Source organism: Candidatus Poriferisocius sp. (assembly GCF_965208355.1).
Lineage (GTDB): Bacteria > Actinomycetota > Acidimicrobiia > Acidimicrobiales > Bin134 > Poriferisocius.
The window spans coordinates 2,296,028-2,314,070 of record NZ_CBDBOM010000003.1; the positions used below are offsets into that span (position 1 = coordinate 2,296,028).

General features: G+C 66.2%; 22 protein-coding genes. 6 read left to right on the plus strand and 16 right to left on the minus strand.

Translation table 11 applies throughout. The features are described from left to right. Position 1: 1 nt before the first annotated feature. The 9 genes from ACOGXH_RS12010 to ACOGXH_RS12050 form a co-directional block, all read right to left on the minus strand. Positions 2-520, minus strand: coding sequence for a hypothetical protein (locus tag ACOGXH_RS12010; RefSeq protein WP_419929321.1), 519 nt, complete (start codon positions 518-520; stop codon positions 2-4). Next, complete coding sequence (locus tag ACOGXH_RS12015; protein ID WP_419929322.1) at positions 517-924, minus strand: PaaI family thioesterase; 408 nt, start codon at positions 922-924, stop codon at positions 517-519. Before ACOGXH_RS12015 ends, ACOGXH_RS12010 begins: the two co-directional genes overlap by 4 nt. 37 nt (positions 925-961) lie before the next feature. Next, the gene (locus ACOGXH_RS12020) at positions 962-1,411 is read right to left on the minus strand and encodes an SRPBCC family protein (RefSeq protein WP_419929323.1); all 450 of its coding nucleotides are present in this window, start codon (positions 1,409-1,411) and stop codon (positions 962-964) included. Between the two features lie 9 nt (positions 1,412-1,420). After that, positions 1,421-2,230, minus strand: coding sequence for an ABC transporter ATP-binding protein (locus ACOGXH_RS12025; RefSeq protein WP_419929324.1), 810 nt, complete (start codon positions 2,228-2,230; stop codon positions 1,421-1,423). A 66-nt stretch (positions 2,231-2,296) separates the two neighbouring features. Beyond that, positions 2,297-3,277 carry an acyl-CoA dehydrogenase family protein gene (locus ACOGXH_RS12030; RefSeq protein WP_419929325.1) on the minus strand — a complete coding sequence of 327 codons (981 nt, stop codon included), beginning with the start codon at positions 3,275-3,277 and terminating at the stop codon, positions 2,297-2,299. A 2-nt stretch (positions 3,278-3,279) separates the two neighbouring features. Next, positions 3,280-4,422, minus strand: a complete 1,143-nt coding sequence (locus ACOGXH_RS12035; RefSeq protein ID WP_419929326.1) for an acyl-CoA dehydrogenase family protein — start codon at positions 4,420-4,422, stop codon at positions 3,280-3,282. Between the two features lie 12 nt (positions 4,423-4,434). Then, the gene (locus ACOGXH_RS12040) at positions 4,435-5,505 is read right to left on the minus strand and encodes an NAD(P)H-dependent flavin oxidoreductase (protein ID WP_419929327.1); all 1,071 of its coding nucleotides are present in this window, start codon (positions 5,503-5,505) and stop codon (positions 4,435-4,437) included. A 7-nt stretch (positions 5,506-5,512) separates the two neighbouring features. Continuing rightward, positions 5,513-6,280: a CoA-transferase subunit beta gene (locus ACOGXH_RS12045; RefSeq protein WP_419929328.1), complete on the minus strand. Its 768-nt coding sequence runs from the start codon at positions 6,278-6,280 to the stop codon at positions 5,513-5,515. Continuing rightward, a complete protein-coding gene (locus tag ACOGXH_RS12050; protein WP_419930373.1) occupies positions 6,277-7,131 on the minus strand; it encodes a CoA transferase subunit A in 855 nt (284 codons plus the stop codon). The genes ACOGXH_RS12045 and ACOGXH_RS12050 overlap by 4 nt, the downstream gene beginning before the upstream one ends. A 104-nt stretch (positions 7,132-7,235) precedes the next feature. On the opposite strand from ACOGXH_RS12050, the gene ACOGXH_RS12055 reads away from it, so the two are divergent. Both ACOGXH_RS12055 and ACOGXH_RS12060 read left to right on the plus strand, forming a co-directional pair. Next, positions 7,236-8,024 carry an SDR family oxidoreductase gene (locus ACOGXH_RS12055; RefSeq protein WP_419929329.1) on the plus strand — a complete coding sequence of 263 codons (789 nt, stop codon included), beginning with the start codon at positions 7,236-7,238 and terminating at the stop codon, positions 8,022-8,024. A 20-nt stretch (positions 8,025-8,044) separates the two neighbouring features. Then, a complete protein-coding gene (locus ACOGXH_RS12060) occupies positions 8,045-8,947 on the plus strand; it encodes an MBL fold metallo-hydrolase (protein WP_419929330.1) in 903 nt (300 codons plus the stop codon). Positions 8,948-8,988: 41 nt separating this feature from the next. On the opposite strand, the gene ACOGXH_RS12065 is transcribed toward ACOGXH_RS12060, so the two are convergent. From ACOGXH_RS12065 to ACOGXH_RS12075, 3 genes are all read right to left on the minus strand, one after another. Then, a complete protein-coding gene (locus ACOGXH_RS12065; protein ID WP_419929331.1) occupies positions 8,989-9,615 on the minus strand; it encodes a hypothetical protein in 627 nt (208 codons plus the stop codon). Between the two features lie 129 nt (positions 9,616-9,744). Continuing rightward, positions 9,745-10,674: a hypothetical protein gene (locus ACOGXH_RS12070; RefSeq protein ID WP_419929332.1), complete on the minus strand. Its 930-nt coding sequence runs from the start codon at positions 10,672-10,674 to the stop codon at positions 9,745-9,747. Between the two features lie 67 nt (positions 10,675-10,741). After that, a complete protein-coding gene (locus ACOGXH_RS12075; protein ID WP_419929333.1) occupies positions 10,742-11,881 on the minus strand; it encodes a CaiB/BaiF CoA transferase family protein in 1,140 nt (379 codons plus the stop codon). 52 nt (positions 11,882-11,933) lie between these two features. Between ACOGXH_RS12075 and ACOGXH_RS12080 the strand changes: the two genes are divergently transcribed. Together ACOGXH_RS12080 and ACOGXH_RS12085 are read left to right on the plus strand one after the other, a co-directional pair. Beyond that, a complete protein-coding gene (locus tag ACOGXH_RS12080) occupies positions 11,934-12,752 on the plus strand; it encodes an SDR family NAD(P)-dependent oxidoreductase (protein WP_419929334.1) in 819 nt (272 codons plus the stop codon). Next, the gene (locus ACOGXH_RS12085) at positions 12,749-13,705 is read left to right on the plus strand and encodes a zinc-dependent alcohol dehydrogenase (protein WP_419929335.1); all 957 of its coding nucleotides are present in this window, start codon (positions 12,749-12,751) and stop codon (positions 13,703-13,705) included. The genes ACOGXH_RS12080 and ACOGXH_RS12085 overlap by 4 nt, the downstream gene beginning before the upstream one ends. Positions 13,706-13,726: 21 nt before the next feature. On the opposite strand, the gene ACOGXH_RS12090 is transcribed toward ACOGXH_RS12085, so the two are convergent. Continuing rightward, positions 13,727-14,473: a tyrosine-protein phosphatase gene (locus tag ACOGXH_RS12090; RefSeq protein ID WP_419929336.1), complete on the minus strand. Its 747-nt coding sequence runs from the start codon at positions 14,471-14,473 to the stop codon at positions 13,727-13,729. A 59-nt stretch (positions 14,474-14,532) separates the two neighbouring features. On the opposite strand from ACOGXH_RS12090, the gene ACOGXH_RS12095 reads away from it, so the two are divergent. Together ACOGXH_RS12095 and ACOGXH_RS12100 are read left to right on the plus strand one after the other, a co-directional pair. Next, positions 14,533-14,871, plus strand: a complete 339-nt coding sequence (locus ACOGXH_RS12095; protein WP_419929337.1) for a hypothetical protein — start codon at positions 14,533-14,535, stop codon at positions 14,869-14,871. Then, entirely contained in the window at positions 14,868-15,449 is a 582-nt protein-coding gene (locus ACOGXH_RS12100; RefSeq protein WP_419929338.1) for a Dabb family protein, read from the plus strand. Before ACOGXH_RS12095 ends, ACOGXH_RS12100 begins: the two co-directional genes overlap by 4 nt. 10 nt (positions 15,450-15,459) lie before the next feature. Here the strand turns inward: ACOGXH_RS12100 and ACOGXH_RS12105 are convergent, their stop codons facing one another. The 3 genes from ACOGXH_RS12105 to ACOGXH_RS12115 are packed head-to-tail and all read right to left on the minus strand — an operon-like array spanning position 15,460 to position 18,037. Continuing rightward, a complete protein-coding gene (locus tag ACOGXH_RS12105) occupies positions 15,460-16,242 on the minus strand; it encodes an SDR family oxidoreductase (RefSeq protein ID WP_419929339.1) in 783 nt (260 codons plus the stop codon). Beyond that, positions 16,239-17,132 carry an SDR family oxidoreductase gene (locus tag ACOGXH_RS12110; RefSeq protein ID WP_419929340.1) on the minus strand — a complete coding sequence of 298 codons (894 nt, stop codon included), beginning with the start codon at positions 17,130-17,132 and terminating at the stop codon, positions 16,239-16,241. The genes ACOGXH_RS12105 and ACOGXH_RS12110 overlap by 4 nt, the downstream gene beginning before the upstream one ends. Beyond that, on the minus strand, positions 17,132-18,037 hold the full coding sequence (locus ACOGXH_RS12115) for an SDR family oxidoreductase (RefSeq protein ID WP_419929341.1): 906 nt from the start codon (positions 18,035-18,037) through the stop codon (positions 17,132-17,134). Before ACOGXH_RS12115 ends, ACOGXH_RS12110 begins: the two co-directional genes overlap by 1 nt. Positions 18,038-18,043: the final 6 nt, after the last annotated feature.

Sequence of the window (18,043 nt, forward strand, 5' to 3'; positions counted from 1 at the left end):
TCTAGAGCAAGGGCAAGAGTTGGTCCATCAACCCGTCGATCTCGCGGGCGCAAGCGATGAAGATGTCTTCGTCAAAGCCGCCAGGGTCCACCACCTCTTCGCCCCAGGGCACGTCGGCGTCGGCCAGATTGAGGGCGGCCACCCGCTGGGCCAGCGGCTCAGAGCCTGGTGGCAGCTCGTCGACCAGGCGCTTGATAGTGGCGGTGCGGTCCGCGGCCTCGGGGTGAACTCGGCGCACATAGTCCACGTGCTCGGGGGCGAAGGCCACGATGAGATCGGCACCTCGGGCGTCGGACCCGGTGAGCTGGTGACTGCGGTGGCTGCCGTCGGACAGGCCCAGAGACTCCAGCGCTCGCCGGGTTCGGCCGCTCATGGGCAGGCCTTCAATGCTGTGGGTGCCCGCGCCCACAAACCGAACGGCGTCGGTGCGGGACCGTCCGATGACGGTGGCCATCACCGACCGGGCCGCGTTGCCGGTACACAGCATGACCACCACCGGCCTGGTGTCTGAGTCGGTCATGACCGCTCGGCGGCGGGACGGACGAACAGGGCCTCGGCCTCAGCGGTGAGCCGGCCATCGACATGGCACTGGCCGGCGGCAGTGACCCGCCGGCTGCGGACATCAGTCAGGCGGCCGGTGAGAACCAGTTCGGCGTTTAACGGGGTCAGCGCCCGGTAGCGCACGATGAGCCGGCCGGTGAACGCTCCCTTTTTCCCGGTCAAGCGGTAGGGCAGCACGCCGAGCAGGTTGTCGAACATGGCGGCCAGATAGCCGCCGTGGACGTTGCCGGGCGGTCCTTGATAGGCCTCGTCCAAGCACACCACCGCGGTAACGGTGGGGTGGCCGAGGTCGTCAGCGTCGTAGCTCACGTCCAAGGCGGGGGGCAGCAGATTGGGCGCGCCCAGCCGCCCCGATTCGCTCACGATGCTTCCCGGATCAACCAGGCCGCCGGCGGACTCTTCACGCCGATTGGGCTCGGCTCTGAGCCTCCTCGGCAATGCCGGCGGCGAACTTGGCCACCGCCGAGGCCATGAGCTGCCGCAATATCCCCCCGGTAAGCGGAATGACGACTTCAAACCAGGAGTCCCAGTGCAGGTCACAACTCGCCCTATCCTCACTGCCTACCAGCACCATCTCGGAGCGGTAGTTTCGTATGGGCAGCGGCGCGTTCAGCAACCGGTAAGCCATGCGGCGGGGCGGTTCGAAGGCGGTGACTTCCTCGCGGGTGCTCACCGGGCCAGTACGGAACGCCCGAACTGCCCCGACCCCATTGCGGTGGGGCGATCCCTCGACCTCAAGATCAACCCGGGAACTGGGCGACCATCGAGAGTAGAGCTGGTGGTCGGTCATCACCTCCCAAACGATCTCCGGCGGCGCTGAGATTGGAGTGGAAGAGGAAAAAGTCTGCATGGGCGACTGCTATCCCAGGTAGGCGTCGCGCACGGCTGGATTGTTGCGGACTTCTTCGGGCGAGCCCTCGCCGATCACTTGCCCCAGGTTCAGCACGGTGATCAGGTCGCATTGCGCCATGACGAAGGCCACGTCGTGCTCCACCAACAGCACCGAGCACTGGTCTTCGACCCGGATGGTCTGGATGATTTGACCAAGCTGTTCGGCCTCATCGTGTTCGATGCCCGACGTGGGCTCGTCCAGCAACAAGAGCTTGGGGCGCGACACAATGGCCCGGCCCAGCTCCACCATGCGGGCTCGGGCGATAGGCAACTCCCCCGCCGGGGTGTCCTTGATATCGGTGAGCCCGCACAGCTCCAGCACCTCGTCAACCCGCTTGCGCCGCTGCGCCTCGATTCGCCGGCGGGCGGGCAGGGCGAACAGGTCGGCAGTGATGCCGCCCCCGCCCCCTTCCCATTCCAGGGCCGACAACACGTTGTCGGCCACCGACAGCCAGCCGAACGGCTGCTGGCGCTGGAAGGTGCGGCGGATGCCCATGCGGGCTCGCGTGGTGGCCGGACGTCCCGTCAGCTCTTCACCCTCCAACCGAATGGAGCCAGCTGCGGGGGTGTTCACCCCGGTGATGCTGTCGAACAACGTGGTCTTGCCCGCGCCGTTGGGTCCGATGAGCCCTCTGACCTGGCCGGACGGCACCGACATGGTCACGTTGTCCACCGCCACCACGCCACCGAATCGAACCGTGACCCCTTCGACGGCCAAGAGGGGTTGCCCCGAATCGGCGGGACGCTCGGCCACCGCAGTGGCGCCTTCGGTGCTCACCTCCGCCACGCTACTCCAGAGCGGGTGGAAACAACCGATAGAGCCTCAACAGGGATGTTCTTCAATTCAGATGCCCAGGGCGGCCGCGATGCGGTTGCGGTGCCAGGCGGCGTCGCCCCAGGCGGCCGATAGGGCCCAACCCCGCTTCATCCACAAATGCAGGTCGTACTCGAAGGTGTACCCGATGGCGCCGTGGCACTGGAGGGCGGTGCGGGCAGCCAGGTCCACCGCTTCAGAGGCCAAGGCTTTGGCCAGCGATACATCTCGGCTGCGGTCGGGATCGCCGGCGGCAATGCACCAGGCGGCGTGGCGGGCGGCGGGACGGGCGAACTCGATCTTGAGGGCGGTGTTGGCCAAGTGGTGTTTCACCGCCTGGTAGGTGCCCACCGGCTTGCCGAACTGGTAGCGCTGGGCTACGTACTCCACGGTGGCGTCGAGCAGGTGCTGGGCCACGCCCACGCACTGGGCGGCAGCCGCCCCCACCGCCCGGTCGAGGGCCAGTGAGGGGTCGGCGTCGAGCACCTCCTCCTCTCCGTCTACCTCGAACAGCCGCCGAGACCAGTCAACTGACCGGTGTTCGACCAGCGATGCCCCGTCCACCGGCACAGCCCGGACCTGTTCGCCAATGAGCAGTACCAAATCACACGATGCCGCTCCAACCGTGTAGCCGTCTTCGGGACCCGCGCCCAGAGTGGCCTCCCCGGCTGCGGCCTGCTCCAACCAGACTTCGGCCATCGGTCCTCTCGCCTCAGCCAAGGTGGGGATGCCCACCGCGGTGTGCTCCAGCAGGGGCTCGGGCAACGCGGCCCTACCCGCCTCTTCCAACAAAAGCACCAGGTCGGTCTCGTCCATGCCCAAACCGCCGGCCGACTCGGGGGCGGTCATGCCCACCACGCCCATCTCTGCCAGCGCGTTCCACAGGCCATCGGTGCGGCCAGTGTCGTTCTCCCAGGCCGCTCTGACCACCTCGGGCGGGCACTCGTTGGCCAAGAGGTCCCGCACCGCCTCCTGGAACATGACCTGGTCGTCGCTGAACGAGAAATCCACGCCTACCGCCTCGGGAGTCCTAGAACTCGCTCGGAGATGATGTTTCTTTGGATCTCGTTGGTGCCGGCGTAGATCGGGCCCGACAACGCGAACACATAGCCGTCCATCCACGAACTGTCGGCCCGCTCCCCGTCGCGGCCCAGCAACCGCAGGGCGGTGGCGTGCAACTCCACGTCGAGCTCCGACCAGAGCACCTTCATGAAGCTGGCCTCCGAGCCGATGGGGGCGCCGCCTCGCAAACGAGACTCGGTGGCGTAGGTCTGCCAGCGGTAGGCCTGGGCCCCCATCCAGGCGCTCACCACCTGATCGCGGCGGTCCAGATCGGGGCCCCGGCTGTCGGCCAGCTCCTTGTAGAGCCCTACCAGCCGGTCGGCCGCGGCCATGAACCGGCCCGGCGCCCGCAGGTTCAGGCCCCGCTCGCTGCCGGTGGTGGCCATGGCCACCGCCCAACCCTCACCTTCGCCCCCCAGCAAATATCGCTCGTGCACCCGGGCGCCGTCGAAGAACAGCTCAGCGAATCCAGGTTCGCCGTCCAAGCGGCCGATGGCCCGAGCCTCCAGGCCCTCGGTGTCGCCGGGAACCAGCAGATAGCTCAGCCCGGCGTGGCGTTCGGAGTCGGGGTCGGTGCGCACCAAACAGAAGAACCAGTCGGCGAAGGCCCCCCGAGAGCACCAGGTCTTCTGGCCGTCGATCACGAAGTGGTCGCCGTCGCGGGGGGCCTTGGTCTTGATCCCGGCCAGGTCCGATCCGGCGTCGGGCTCCGACCAGCCCTGGGCCCAGACCTCGTCTCCTCGGGCCATGGGCCGCAAGAAGCGGTCCTGCTGCTCGGGGGTGCCGAAGTCGAAGATGGTAGGAGCCAGCAGGCTCACCCCGTTGGATGAAACCCGTCCCGGGGCCCCCGACGCCCAGTACTCCTCCTCGAAGATGAGCCATTCCACCAGCGACGCCTCCCGGCCGCCGTAGCGCTCGGGCCACGACACCACCGCCCACCCGGCGTCGAACAGAATGTGCTCCCACGCCCGGTGCTCTTCAAAGCCGTCCGGGGTGTCCATCGACGCCAGCGGCTCGGCGGGCACATTCTCGACCAGCCAGGTGCGGGCCTCTTCCCGGAATTCCTCTTCCGCCGGAGTGAACGATAGATCCATCAGCGGGAAACTCTAGGCCTGACTAGCCCCGGTCAGGCGGTCCAAGACCTGTACGGCTTCGGCGATGACGGAGTCGATGATCTCCTGGCAGCTGGGGAGGGCGTCGATGCTGCCCACCACTTGGCCGGTGGGGAGGATGCCGACCTCGGGGTGGCCGTCCACCATGGCGGCCTTGGTCATCATGGGGGCGTTGGCCGCCATGGCCATCTGGGCCCAAGTGAGGTTGAGGCTGCGCCGCATGGCCAAACCCTCCGAAAGCAGCTGGCGGTAACCCACCCCGGTGAGGGCTCGGAACTTCAGCGCGTTGCGGGCGGCCCGGAGGAACGACAGCGGGCCCGACCGCTCCAGTCGGGAGATCACGTTGGTATTGATCACTCGCTGGGGCACGCCGTCCACCGCGGTGGTGACCACCGTGCCGGTGAGCTTGGTGTCGAGATAGATGGCTTTCACATGGTCGGGGACGTCACTGTCGGACGACAAGAGAAAGCGGGTGCCCATGGCGACGCCGTCGGCCCCGAAGGCCAGTGCCGCGGCCAGCGAGCGGCCGTCCACCATCCCGCCGGCGGCGATGACTGGAATGTCCACGGTGTCAACCACCGAGGGCAAGAGCAGTGTGGTGGCGATGGGACCGGTGTGGCCCCCGCCCTCGGCCCCTTGGGCGATGACCGCATCGACCCCCCAGGCCGCCACCTTCTCGGCGTGGCGAGGGGCACCGATGGTGGGCACCACCACCACCCCGGCGTCCTTCAGCTTCTTGACAATGGCCTCTCCCGGGGCTTGGGCGAAGCTGGCTACCGGTATCCCGGCGGTGATGATGTGGTCGACCCGTTGGTCGATGTCGGCGGCGTCGGTGCGCAGGTTCACCCCGAACGGGCGGTCGGTGGCCTCGGCTACGCCATCGATAGTCTCGACCATCTGGTCGAACGTCAACGGCGCGGCCGCGATGATGCCCAGGCCGCCGGCGTTGGAGGTGGCCGCAGTCAACCGAGCCCCTGACACCCACCCCATACCGGTCTGCACGATGGGGTACTCCACCCCGAACAGCTCGCTCAGCCGGGTGTGCAAGCGCGGGTCAGTGCTCATCAGGGGCTCAGCGGAATTCGGCTTTGCGAGCGCCGGTGGGGTCGAGCACCTCGCGAATCAGGTGCAACTCTTCGTCGGTGGGCAGCCGGGTCTCGGCCACATCGTCGATTCCGGCCAACTCGAAGGCAGTGGCCTCCACAACCTGATCCACGGTCACTCCGGGATGGATCGAGGCGATCCTCATGCGGTTGTCGTCGGTCTGGAAGTCGAACACACCAAGGTTGGACACCACCCGTCGCACCTCGTGATAGCGGTTGCTCGGCGCGCCCAGCTCCCGCATCCGGTCGTACCCCGGCCCCGAGACAACGTCTACCGAGGCCACGAACGAGCGAGTGGAGTGGTTCGGCATCCAATAGCTGGTGGTGTGGTTGACCAGGTTGCCGGGCGCACCCCGCAAACCGAGAAGCTGGGCCTTGGGCTGGCGGAAGTCGCCGATAGCGGCGATGTTCTGGTTGCCCCACTGATCGATCTGGGAAGCCCCCATCATCACGTGGCGCTTGCCCGACCACACGATGTCGAACACGGTGCGGTACGGCACCCACGACTCCACCACCTTTGGGGCGTCGGGAACGCCCACCGGGAAGTTGTTGGCCGGCAGCACCGACACGGTGTCGGTGTACACCAGGTCGGGCTCGAAGGTGGCCCGGGCCAGCCGGCCCCCCACGAAGGGCACCGTCCCGATGGGATTGCACAGGATCTCGCCATCGCCCCGGAAGGCCTCGGCGCAGGCCACCACGCAGATCTCGTCGAGGGTTGCTTCGGCGGGCGTGCTCATGATCGAGCCTCCAGCGCCTTCAGGTAGTCCTCATGGGAGGAAGCGTCGAGGTAGGTGCTGCGGAAGGCCTCCCACGCCTCGGGGTCGCGGGCGGTGGCGGCGTACTCCCGCTGGAAGGCCTCGTCGCGCCCGTAGTCGGGCGGGCACTCGGTGAAGTGCGCCCCTCGGGGGGCCTCCACCACACCGTCGGTGAAGATGCGCTGAATGCGAAGCGTGTGCACCGGCCCCTCGTCAAGCAGGTTCTCGGTGGGCACGATCTTCTCGGTGCTCAGGTAGGTCTTGTCGGCGGCCATGGCGAACAGGTCGTCAAAATACAGGTCGGGGCCCAGGAATTGGCCGTTGCCGGCGGCGTCGGCCCGGTTCATGTGGATCAGCGCCGCGTCCAGTTTGAAGGCGGGGATGGCCACCAGCTCCTCGCCGTCGTCATAGGGCGACGTCACCGTGCGCAGCTCGGGGTTCATGATCAACATGTCGGAGCCCAAGCCAGCCCGGGTGGGATAGAACGGCACCCGGTGGGCGGCGGCCAGAAGCCCCAGGTAGAAGGCCCCTTCGTCCAGCTCAGTGAACTCAATGGCCCCGCTCTGGCGAGCCTGGCGGAAGTGGGGCTCGAGCGGGATGGTGTCCAGCGATACGAACCCATACACCGCCCGGCGCAATTTGCCCGCCGCGCACAGCAGCCCGATATCGGGTCCGCCGTAGGCCACCACGGTCAGATCCTTGAGATCGGAGCGCAATATGGCCCGCACCAGAGACATTGGCTTGCGACGGGATCCCCAGCCGCCGATACCGATGGTCATCCCGTCCTTCAGCTCTGAGATGACTTCGTCTTCGGTCATCCGCTTGTCGACCATGGCGGCGACGATAGCCCGCTCCTGCAACCCGGCCCACACTGGCAGAACTGCCTCGTTCGGCGTGGTCATGCTCCCGGTGGCCCGTATAAGGCACACTGGCAGCAATGAACGACCTCGATTTCACCGGCAAGACCGCCATCATCAGCGGCGGCACCAAGGGGCTGGGCCGGGGGATGGCCACTCGCTTCTTGGCCGCAGGGGCCGACGTGGTGGTCTGCGCCCGCCGCCCGCCGGAGGAGCCGGTGACCGCCGTCGGCCGGGAGGCCTTGTTCGTGGCCGCCGATGTGAGGGATCCCGAACAGATCGCCGGGGTGGTGGAGGCCGCGGTGGAGCGTACCGGGCGAGTGGACACTCTCATCAACAACGCGGGCGGGGCGCCTCCAGCCGACTCGGCCACGGTGTCGCCCCGATTCAACGAGAAGATCGTGGCGTTGAACCTGATGGCCCCCATGGCGTTCAGCCAGGCGGTGTATCCGGTGATGCAGAACCAGGACAGCGGCGGAGTGATCCTCAACATCTCTTCGGTGTCAGGCATCCGACCCAACCCCATGGGCATAGCCTACGGAGCAGCCAAGGCCGGACTGTTGAACTTGAGCGAGACCCTGGCGGTGGAGTGGGGGCCCAAGATCCGAGTGCTGACCGTGACCGTGGGTCTCATTGTGACCGAAGACGCCCACCTCTACTACGGCGACCAGGCTGGCATCGACGCGGTGGGCGAAACCATTGCCATGGGCCGCATGGGCCAACCTGACGACGTGGCCGACGTGTGCCTGTTCTTGGCCTCGCCCATGGCCCGGTGGATGTCGGGCGCCAACATCAAAGTCCACGGCGGCGGCGAGAAGCCCGCCTATCTGGGAGTCTCCACCGGCGAGGTGGCCGGCGAGGACGGCTGACCGGTCGGGAGAATCCCACGATGGCGGTGAGCATCCCGTTTGCGACCGAGCCCGACGTGGAATACGGCGCGGTGGTTGAAATGGCCCCCGGGCTGCGCCGAGTAGTGGCCAACAACCCGAGCAAGTTCACCTACCGGGGCACCGGCACCTACATCGTGGGCCAGGGACAGGTGGCCATCGTCGATCCCGGCCCCGACGATGCCGACCACATCAAGGCCGTTCTGACCGCGGTGGATGGCGAGCAGGTGGAAGCCCTGCTCATCACCCACACCCATCGGGACCACTCCCCTGCATCACAGGCGGTGGGCGAGGCTACCGGCGCTCCGGCCTATGGGTTCGGCCCCCATCCGGCGGCCGATGACGATGACGGAAAGAGCGAGGAGCGGGGCGATCTCGAATTCGCTCCCAGTGCCTCGGTGATCCACGGGGATGTTGTGGAGGGGCCGGGGTGGAGCTTCGAGTGCCTCTACACCCCCGGCCACATCTCCAACCACATCGCCTATCGCTGGCGGGAGGCGGCCGGTGTGTTCACTGGCGACCACATCATGGGGTGGTCCACCACCATCATCCCCCCGCCCGACGGCAACATGACCGACTACCTGGCCAGCCTCCGGCTGTTGGCCGACTGTCCCGACGACCAGGTGTATTGGCCCACCCACGGCCCCCCAGTCACCGAGCCCCACGCCCTGGTGGAGGCCCTCTATGCCCACAGATTGGACCGGGAGCGTCAGATCATGGAATGCCTGAGACCTGGGCCGCAGACCATCCCTGAAATGGTGAAGGTGATGTACGCCGACGTGTCCTCAGAGCTACATGAGCCAGCCGCCCGCTCCGTGCTGGCCCACCTCATTGCCATGGTTGCCGATGGCCGGGTGGGCACCGACGCCGAGGCCACTGGCGAGGCGGTGTACTACCGGGGGTAGTGGAGCGGTACCGGTTGCCGCCACCTTGCCTTGCTGTTCGGCTAGGAGACTTCCACCGGTGACGCATTCAGGTAGCAAGCGGTTAGGGCCGATGCCACCTCGTCCTGTGCCTCCCCAAAACCCTCTCCGGTGTCGACCACCATGGCGTCCCTCACGACGTCTCTCAATCCGTCAACCGAGATCTGGGAGGCAATGCACTGCGCTCGATCCATCGGCTCGCCCTCTGCCACCAAGACCTGGACCACGAAGTTCCGCCAGTCGACGCAACCCAAAGCCAGGTTCTCAAGATCGAACGCCTCTCGATCAGAAATATCGAACCAGTCCCCAAACACGAACAATCCCGGCTGGCGGTATGCGCCAGCAAATGACTCGGGGTTGAGCCCAATTTCGTCAAGCCGATCGTCGGTGAACACGGCAAATGCTCCCTCGGCCAGGCAGATGATCTCCGGTCGCGTCATGAAGGTGGTGACCAGTGCGTCGGCTAAGACCAGCTCCGCAAATGTGGCGGACAACTCCTGACGGTTGGATGCGGGTGGATCGACTTCATCGACCTGCACAGCGTTGTCGGGACCAGCGTCGTCGGTGGAAGACGAATTGGGAGCTTCGACTGCCTCAGTGGGCTGGACCGCAGGGGCCTGGGTGGCCGGCACCGACGGTGCGCGGCTCATGCTTTCGCTCGAGCAGGCCGAGGCCAATAGAGAAACAAGGAATATCGAGATGATCCAGCGACGGCGCAAAGCTCAAATTTCCCGTCAGCCGTCTTCTGCGTTGATCATCGGATACACGATTAGGGGAGGCTAACCGCCGAACCCGCCCATCGACTCGATTTCTTCGGGGGTCAGGCACCGGTTCTGAAGTGCCATGAGCTCGCCAGCCATCTTGAGCGCTTCTTCCTCGTCTTCGAGAATCGGGCCTTCGAGCATCATCTCGACCATTTCCTCGGGCAAACCGTCGGCAACGCACCGGGCGCTCTGCTCCGAGAGGCCCTCTTCGAGGATCGTCTGGTAGAGCATCTCCCGCACATTGATGCAGGCTTGCATTGCCTCCAGAGCCTCCGACTCAGCAATTCCGAGGTCATCCTCCGATTCGGAAATAAACCCACTCTCTATCGTGGCTCGTAGTCCCTCATCAGAAATCTCAGAAACAAAGCAGCTTGCCTGGTCCGCCGGAACACCCTCTGAGGCGATTATCTCAGCTAATGCCAGCCGCCAATCCAGACAGTCGAAGGCCTGATCCACCACCTCCGACGCCTCAACGTCTGTGATGTCGTAGTCGTCGCCCAAGGCAAAGGTACTCCTTTCGACATATGCCCAGGCGAGCTGGTCCCCATTGAGGCCTAGTTCGGCGATCCGTTCGTCGGAGAAGACGCCGGCTACGTTGTCACCCAGGCATCGGACCTGGACTTCTGTCACAGAAACCGGGCGTCCTTCGTCATTCATCATCGCTGTAAAGATTGCGTCAGCAATTTCTTGCTGGGCGGACGAGAGTCCATCTTCGGCCTCTGTCGGCTCTGGTGCAGAGGTTTGGGCCGGCTCAGTGGGCTGTACCACCGAGGGTTCGGAAGCTGGTACCGGGGGTTCAGTGGCCGCCACAGAAGGGCCGCTGTCCTCGCTGTCGCCTGAGCAGGCCGCCGCGATAAGGCAGACCAGCAACACAGTCAAAGCCAATTTTGGTAAGCGCATCATGACGCTCTCCTTCATGTCCGTGAGTTTGCCCGCTGCCCTCACTCATCTACGACGCTTCAACGCTACGGGCAGTTCCTTCAGAATTCGCGGCTTTGCCGATCTGAATGGCTCAGGCCACCGCGCCCGACGACCGGAGTGCCTCCACCTCTGCGGCGGAATAGCCCAGTTCAGCGAGAACTGCGTCAGTGTCGGCCCCGGGGGGTTGCGATGCCATCGCCGGCTCAGAAGGAGTGCGCCCAAACCGAGGGGCAGGCTGGGGCTGGGTTACCCCGTCAAAGTCGAAGAATGAATCGCGGGCCAGTGCATGGGGGTGGGCCGGGGTTTGCCCCATGGTCAGCACCGGAGTGACACAGGCATCGGTGCCGTCGAACACTTCAACCCACTCGTCCAGGGTGCGGGTGGCGATGATGTCCCCCACCCGCTGCTTCATCTCCGGCCACCGGTCTCGGTCCATCTGGCCGGGCAGGTCATCGACATCGGCCAGACCGATCCCGGCCATGAACTCGGCGTGGAACTGCGGCTCAATGGCCCCCACCGCCAGCCACTTGCCATCGGCAGTGCCGTACACCTCATAGAAGTAGGCCCCGGAGTCCAAAAAATTGGCCCCGTAGTCGTCAGTCCAGAATCCGCTGGCGTGGGCCGCGTACAGCGGCGACAGCAGGTAGGCGGCCCCGTCCACCATGGCGGCGTCCACTACTTGACCGTCGCCGCCTCTGGCCACCTCCAGCAGGGCCGCCACCATGCCCAGCACCAAGAACACCGAGCCACCGCCGAAGTCGCCGATGAGGTTGAGAGGCACCGAAGGTGGCTGGCCGGTCCGGCCGATGTGGGCCAGGGGTCCAGCTAGAGAGATGTAGTTGATGTCGTGACCGGCCCGGTCGGCCAATGGCCCGGATTGCCCCCAACCGGTCATCCGCCCGTAGACCAGCTTGGGGTTGCGGGCCAGGCAGGCTTCGGGCCCGACGCCGAGGCGCTCGGCCACCCCGGCCCGAAACCCCTCAAACAAGCCGTCGGACGCCTCGACCAGTCGGAGCACCGCCTCCACGCCCTCGGGCTGCTTGAGGTTGAAGGCCACGGTTCGCTTGCCCCGCTCCATGGGTCCCGACTGGGAGGCCACTGGGTTGCCCGACCCGCCCACCCGGTCGACCCGGATCACCTCGGTCCCCATATCCGACAGCATCATGCCGGCGAACGGGGTCGGCCCGATCCCGGCCAACTCGATTATGCGCATTCCCTTCAGCGGACCCATGGCCCTACGGTATGCCTGCGAGTCGGAGCAACCGAAAGGCAGAGCGACACTGATGAGCGCAAAGCAGCAAAAGACCGCCCTGGTCACCGGAGCCAGCCGAGGCATCGGAAAGGCCAGCGCCATTGCCTTGGCCCGAGCCGGATTCGACGTGGCCGTGTCGGCCCGCACCTTGTCGGACGGCTCAGGCCGGGATATGTACGACCCCGATCTCACTATCCCTGGCGGCCTCGACACGACCGTGGCCGCCATCGAAGCCGAAGGTCAGCAGGGAACAGCGTTCGTGATGGACTTGCTCGACCGAGCCAGCGTGGAGGCGTGCATCGACGGCGCGCTGGAGCACTTCGGACATCTCGATGTACTGGTAAACAATGCCATCTACCAGGGCAAAGTGAGCATGACCCCAATCATGGAACTGGAGGAGCCCGAGGTCCACAAGCTGTTCGAGGGGAACGTGTTCGCCCAAATGGCGATCACCGAGCGGGTACTGGCCGCCATGGTGGAGCGGGGCTCGGGCACCATCGTGAACATGATCTCGGCCTCGGCCCACACCGACCCGCCCGGTCCGATCGGCAAGGGGGGCTGGGGCATGGCCTACTCCATGAGCAAGGGGGCCTTCACCCGTATGACCCCCCACATCCACGTGGAGCACGGCCCCGACGGCATCCGGTGCTTCAGCATCGATCCCGGCTATGTGATCACTGAGGCAGCCCGGGCCCGCAATACCGCAGGATCGTTCCCCTATCCCGGCGGGGAGCCCGCCACCATCGGCGCGGTGGTGGCCTGGCTGGCCACTTCTTCTGACGCCGACGAGCACCTCGGGGGCATCGTGTACGCCCAAAACGAGTTCAAGAAGCGGGGCCTGTCGGCGTGAGGGCGGTGCGCCATACTCCCGAGGGCATCCGGCCGGTGGAGGTGCCGGTTCCGACCCAGGTGGCGGTGGGCGACGCCGAAGGGGTGAGGATCCGACCCCGCTCGGTGGGCATATGCCAGACCGACCTGAACATGGTGGGTTTCGGCCCCCGGGAGATGACCTTTGGCCACGAGTTCGCCGGGGTGCTGGACGACGGCACCCCGGTGGCGATTGAGCCGATGGTGCCTTGTGAGGTGTGCGAGTTCTGCGGAATGGGCGACTACCACTGGTGTAAGAAGTCGCACGAGATGATCGCCGGGGTGGCCTTCGACGGCGGCATGGCCGACGAGATCCTGCTGCCTGAGCGGTGTCTGGTACGGCTGCCCCACGGCTTGGACGTGGCCAACGCCTGCTTGTGCGAGCCGCTGGCGGTGAACATCCACAGCCTGATGCTGGGGCGGCTGGAGAGCCGCCACCGAGTGGCCGTGGTCGGTCCGGGAGTCACCGGCTTCGGGCTGCTGGGCGGGGCCGCGGCCCGCTGGCGGGGCTGTGTGGTGGACGTCGAGCCCGATCACGATCTGCACGCGGTGGCCGCAGAGCGGATGGGACTGAGTGTCGGCCTGTCGGGCACCTATGACGTGGTCATCGAGGGTGACGGCTCAGAGCGCTCCATCACCCGTGCGGCCGAGGTGGCCCGACCGGGAGGAACAGTGCTGCTCGTGGCCGGCTACTACCAGAACAAACTGTTCGAGGTATTGCCCTGGGTGCTCAAGGAGCTGACCGCAGTGTGGGGCACGTTCTACGGCCACCACGGCGCGGGCCGGGCCTTCGACTCAGCCGCCGCGCTGCTGGCCCACCGTCCTGAGATCGCAGAGGCCATGATCACCCAGCGCTTCCCCCTCGATGCCGCCGGCGAGGCCTTCGCCCTGGCAGCTAGCGACACGCCCACCCTCAAAGTGGTCGTGGAGCCCTGACTTGGTCTCGGTGTAGGCGGATCAGACCAGAAACGAGTCCCGCAGGCGCTCGATGGTCTGGGGCTTGACGCCGTAGTCAAGGGCATAGCCCTCGAGGCCGCCCCACCGGTCCTCAACAATCCCCAACAGCTCTGTCATGGCGCTGGTGGGGGCGTTGACGATGTCGGGGCGGAACTGCTCCCAGACTCTGGCCAATTCGGGTAGTTCGGCCAAAGACCGCTCCCGGATTTCCGGAACCGCTGGAGCAGTGGCGGCATAGTCGCCCACGATGTCTTGGCGCTCTACCCCGGCCAAGCCCAAGATCATCGCGGCCAGACAGCCGGTGCGGTCTTTGCCGGCCATGCAGAAGAAGGCAGTGGGCCACTGATCGGGGTCGGCCACCAACTCGATGGCGGCGGCGAATCGCTCTCCCCCGGTGTGGATCATGTTCTCGTAGATCTGGCCGAAGGAGCGGTCCTTCAGTTCGGGATCGGGGGGCTCATTGCTGTGCACGCTCCGGTCGATGGTGCCCACATGGTGCTCGTTGATGCCCAGAGCCGGATTGAGTACCCCAACCCGCTCTCTTTCGTCATGCGCCCGCAGGTCCACCGCAGTGCGGACCCCCAATCGACCCGTGAGCACCTCGGCGTCTGCCGCGCTGAGGCGGTGCAGCGAGTCGGCTCGAAACAGCACTCCCCACTTTGTGGTGCCGCCCAATGAGCTGGCGTAACCTCCTAGGTCTCGGAAGTTCACGCATCCCTCCAGCGGAATGCGCCGCAGCTGATTCATTGATCTAACTCCCGTCTTTGCTCCGGTCCTGCAATCTAGGACACCACTAGCGTGTGGTCGTGGTCGGGAAGATTCACATCTTGGACGAATTGACGGTCGAACCGGGGAACCTGGAGGAGGTGCGGCGGTTGATGAACGATAGCTACATGCCGGGCGCCGCCGAGCGGGGCATGACGCTGGAACAGACGTGGCTGACCCCGCCGGTGGAGCTGTTCGACCAGCCCAACACGCTGGTGTACCTGTGGTCGGTGCCCGATGCCCCCGCCTGGTGGGCCATGCGGGGCGCGGCCGGACGGGATCCCCGCGTCGCTGAGTTCTGGGCCGAGGTGGACGCCCACTGCGTGGAGCGACAGCGACGGTTCCTCGTGGACGATCCCCTTGATGAGGCGGGGCGATGAGCCGCAAGCTAGCCCTGGTGACATTGGCCGACGGTGCTGACTCCGGCAGGGTGGCCGAGTTGGAATCGGCTGCGGCGCTGGGCCAGCACCTGCCGGGAACGGTGGGCGGTGGTCATTACACCTGGGACGGGATCGACGAACCTGTCCCTTCCGGCTTCGAGGACGTGGCCGACGTCGACTTGGTGGAGCTGGAGCTGATCGACGGCGTGGTGACCGACCCCGGCTTCGCCGGGGAGATCAAGCGCACATTGCTGCTGCGAGTCGAACCCGATTCACCGGCCGACTCGGTGGCCGCGTTCGAGCGAGACCTAATGGCAATGCCCGACCACATCCCGGCCATCGTGAACTGGGCCCTCAGCCGAGTCGTCGGTCCGCCCACTTCTCGGTGGACGCACTGTTGGGAGCAGGAGTACCACACCCTCGACGGGCTCAAAGTGGACTACATGATGAGCCCCCACCACTGGGGCCTCATCGACGGCTGGTTCGATCCCGAGATGCCCCGGAAGATCGTGGACCTCGACCTGGCCCACGTCTACCACGCCACTGACCGCTCGGTTCTGGCCGCCGCTCTCGGCTGACGGTCGCTCCCTAAGGGTGCTGGGAGCTGACCGAGATGATCTCGCCGGTCATGTATGTGGAGTAGTCGCTGGCCAGAAACACCATCACGTTGGCCACCTCCCACGGCTCGGCGGCCCGATCGAAGGCCTCCAGCGAAATCAGGCTGTCGAGGAACTCTTGGCTGGATGTCTTGGCCAAGAACGGGTGCATGGCCAAGCTGGGCGCTACGCAGTTGACCCGAACACCGGTCTCGGCTGCTTCCATGGCCGCGCAGCGGGTGAGGGCCATCACCCCGGCTTTGGCTGCCGCGTAGTGGCTCTGGCCGGCTTGGGCCCGCCACCCCATCACCGAGGCGTTGTTGACGATGACCCCCGAACCTCGGGGCATCATGTGGCGCAGCGCGGCCCGGGTGGTTCGCATGGTGCCGTTGAGGGTGACATCGATCACCACATGCCACTGCTCATCGGTCATGTCCACCAGATTGGCGGTGCCCCCCAACCCGGCGTTGTTGATCATCACGTCTATGCGGCCCAACTCGGCCACCGCAGCATCGATAAGGGCTTGGACCTCATCCTCGACCGTGACATTGCACAGCTGGGTGGCGGGGCGAACCCCGAACTCCTCGGCCAAGCGGTCAGCGGCCTCACCCAAACGGCGATCATGAATGTCGCTAATGAGCACGTGGGCGCCCTCGGCCATGCTTCTTCGAGCGGCAGCAAAACCGAGCCCGGTTCCCGCCGCGGCGGTCACCACCACGGTCTTGCCCTCCAGAAGCCCCCGGCCGGGGGGCTCGGGGGGCACTTCCCGGCTCACGGCGACACCGGAGCCGGCGGCAGGTCCTTCATGGCCTCGGCCAACTCGGCGATGGTCCACTCCCGCTCGTCGTCAAGGAAGTCCTGGCGCAACCACGGGGTATACCAGCGGACATCGCCGCCCTTGGCCATGAACACCCGGCCGGTCACGTCGCAGCCGGCGGTGGCCAGCCATCCCACCACCGGAGCGGGGTGGAAGGGGTGGTACACATCGAACCCCTCGGCGGGCTTGGCTACCATCTCGGCCACGCCCGGCGCCCCCTCGGTCATGCGGGTACGGCCGGCGGGGGTCACGCAGTTCACCCGAACTCCGTAGCGACCCAGTTCTTGGGCGATGATCACCGTCATGCCGGCTATGGCCGACTTGGCCGCACCGTAGTTGGACTGGCCCACCGCGCCGATCAGCCCCGAGGTGGAACTGATGTTGATCACCGAGGCGTCTACCGCCTCTCCAGCCTTGGTCTGGTCGCGCCACCACCCAGCGCACACCCGAGTCATGCAGAACGTGGACTTGAGGTGGCCGCGGATCACCGCATCCCAGTCGTCTTCGCTCATGCTGGCGAACATCTTGTCCCGCAAGATGCCGGCGTTGTTCACCAGAACGTCCACCCCGCCGAAGGCGTCCAGCGTCTGAGCCAGCACGGATTCAGCCCCGGCCATGTCGGCCACGTCATCGCCGTTGGCCACCGCCGTTCCGCCGATGGCAGTGATCTCGTCCACCACTGCTTGGGCCACCGCGGGGTCGGCGCCAGTGCCGTCGGCCTCGCAACCCAGGTCATTGACCACCACTTTGGCCCCCTCGGCGGCAAACAGCAGGGCGTAGTGGCGGCCGATTCCCCGCCCGGCGCCGGTGATGACGGCGATCCGTCCCGCCAGCGCGCCGCCGGACATCAGCTGCTGCCTTGTGAGGCCTGGCGCTGGGCGGCTTGTGCTTCGAGCATGGCCATGGTGGGGTGCTCCTCGGTGCCGACGGTGCGGGGTAGCGCCTCTTCGATGCCCTCTGGCGTCCAGCTGCTGTCGGGGGCGTACATGGAGCGAAGCTCGCCAAACTGGGCCCACACCGAGATGCGGGGACCGACCACGGTATAGACCTGGGCGGTGATATCCCGAGCAGTGTCGCTGAGCAGGTACACGGCCAGGGGTGCCACGTCTTCTGGAGCGCCGGCCTCGATCTCGAATGGCACGTTCTCTGACATGCGGGTCTTGGCGCTGGGGGCGATGCAGTTGGCGTTTATCCCATAGCGCTTCAGGGCCAGCGCCGCGCTCTTGGTCAGCGAGATGATGCCCCCCTTGGCCGCCGCGTAGTTGCACTGGGAGGTCGAGCCGGTGAACGCCCCCGAGGTGATCCCCACCAGCGATCCGCCGGTTTCCTGCTTGCGCATGATGGCCGAGGCGTGCTTGTACACGGTGAAGTGGCCCTTGAGGTGTACCCGGATCACGTCGTCGAACTCTTCTTCGGTCATGTTGAAGATCATCCGCTCCCGCAGGATGCCGGCCACGCACACTGCTCCGTCGATCGATCCCCAGGTGTCCACCGCGGCTTGAACCGCTGCCGCGCCGCCCTCCATGGTGCTGATGTCGGAGGCCAAGGCCAGGGCGGTGCCACCCGCTGCCTCGATCTCGCCCACCACCGCGTCGGCCACTTCCGACGACGGGTCGGAGCCGTCTAGGGACACGCCGTAGTCAGCCACCACTACGTTGGCCCCCTCAGCGGCGCAGCCCATGGCGATGGCCCGGCCGATGCCGTTGCCCGCTCCGGTGACGACGATGTTCTTGCCTTCGAGATAACCAGTCACGGGCGA

Bases quoted from the DNA above. Each gene is read 5' to 3' on its own strand.
- ACOGXH_RS12010 (WP_419929321.1), bottom strand. From the start codon at position 520: ATGACCGACTCAGACACCAGGCCGGTGGTGGTCATGCTGTGTACCGGC.
- ACOGXH_RS12020 (WP_419929323.1), bottom strand. From the start codon at position 1,411: ATGCAGACTTTTTCCTCTTCCACTCCAATCTCAGCGCCGCCGGAGATC.
- ACOGXH_RS12035 (WP_419929326.1), bottom strand. From the start codon at position 4,422: ATGGATCTATCGTTCACTCCGGCGGAAGAGGAATTCCGGGAAGAGGCC.
- ACOGXH_RS12040 (WP_419929327.1), bottom strand. From the start codon at position 5,505: ATGAGCACTGACCCGCGCTTGCACACCCGGCTGAGCGAGCTGTTCGGG.
- ACOGXH_RS12045 (WP_419929328.1), bottom strand. From the start codon at position 6,280: ATGAGCACGCCCGCCGAAGCAACCCTCGACGAGATCTGCGTGGTGGCC.
- ACOGXH_RS12050 (WP_419930373.1), bottom strand. From the start codon at position 7,131: ATGGTCGACAAGCGGATGACCGAAGACGAAGTCATCTCAGAGCTGAAG.
- ACOGXH_RS12055 (WP_419929329.1), top strand. From the start codon at position 7,236: ATGAACGACCTCGATTTCACCGGCAAGACCGCCATCATCAGCGGCGGC.
- ACOGXH_RS12060 (WP_419929330.1), top strand. From the start codon at position 8,045: ATGGCGGTGAGCATCCCGTTTGCGACCGAGCCCGACGTGGAATACGGC.
- ACOGXH_RS12065 (WP_419929331.1), bottom strand. From the start codon at position 9,615: ATGAGCCGCGCACCGTCGGTGCCGGCCACCCAGGCCCCTGCGGTCCAG.
- ACOGXH_RS12075 (WP_419929333.1), bottom strand. From the start codon at position 11,881: ATGGGTCCGCTGAAGGGAATGCGCATAATCGAGTTGGCCGGGATCGGG.
- ACOGXH_RS12080 (WP_419929334.1), top strand. From the start codon at position 11,934: ATGAGCGCAAAGCAGCAAAAGACCGCCCTGGTCACCGGAGCCAGCCGA.
- ACOGXH_RS12090 (WP_419929336.1), bottom strand. From the start codon at position 14,473: ATGAATCAGCTGCGGCGCATTCCGCTGGAGGGATGCGTGAACTTCCGA.
- ACOGXH_RS12100 (WP_419929338.1), top strand. From the start codon at position 14,868: ATGAGCCGCAAGCTAGCCCTGGTGACATTGGCCGACGGTGCTGACTCC.
- ACOGXH_RS12110 (WP_419929340.1), bottom strand. From the start codon at position 17,132: ATGTCCGGCGGCGCGCTGGCGGGACGGATCGCCGTCATCACCGGCGCC.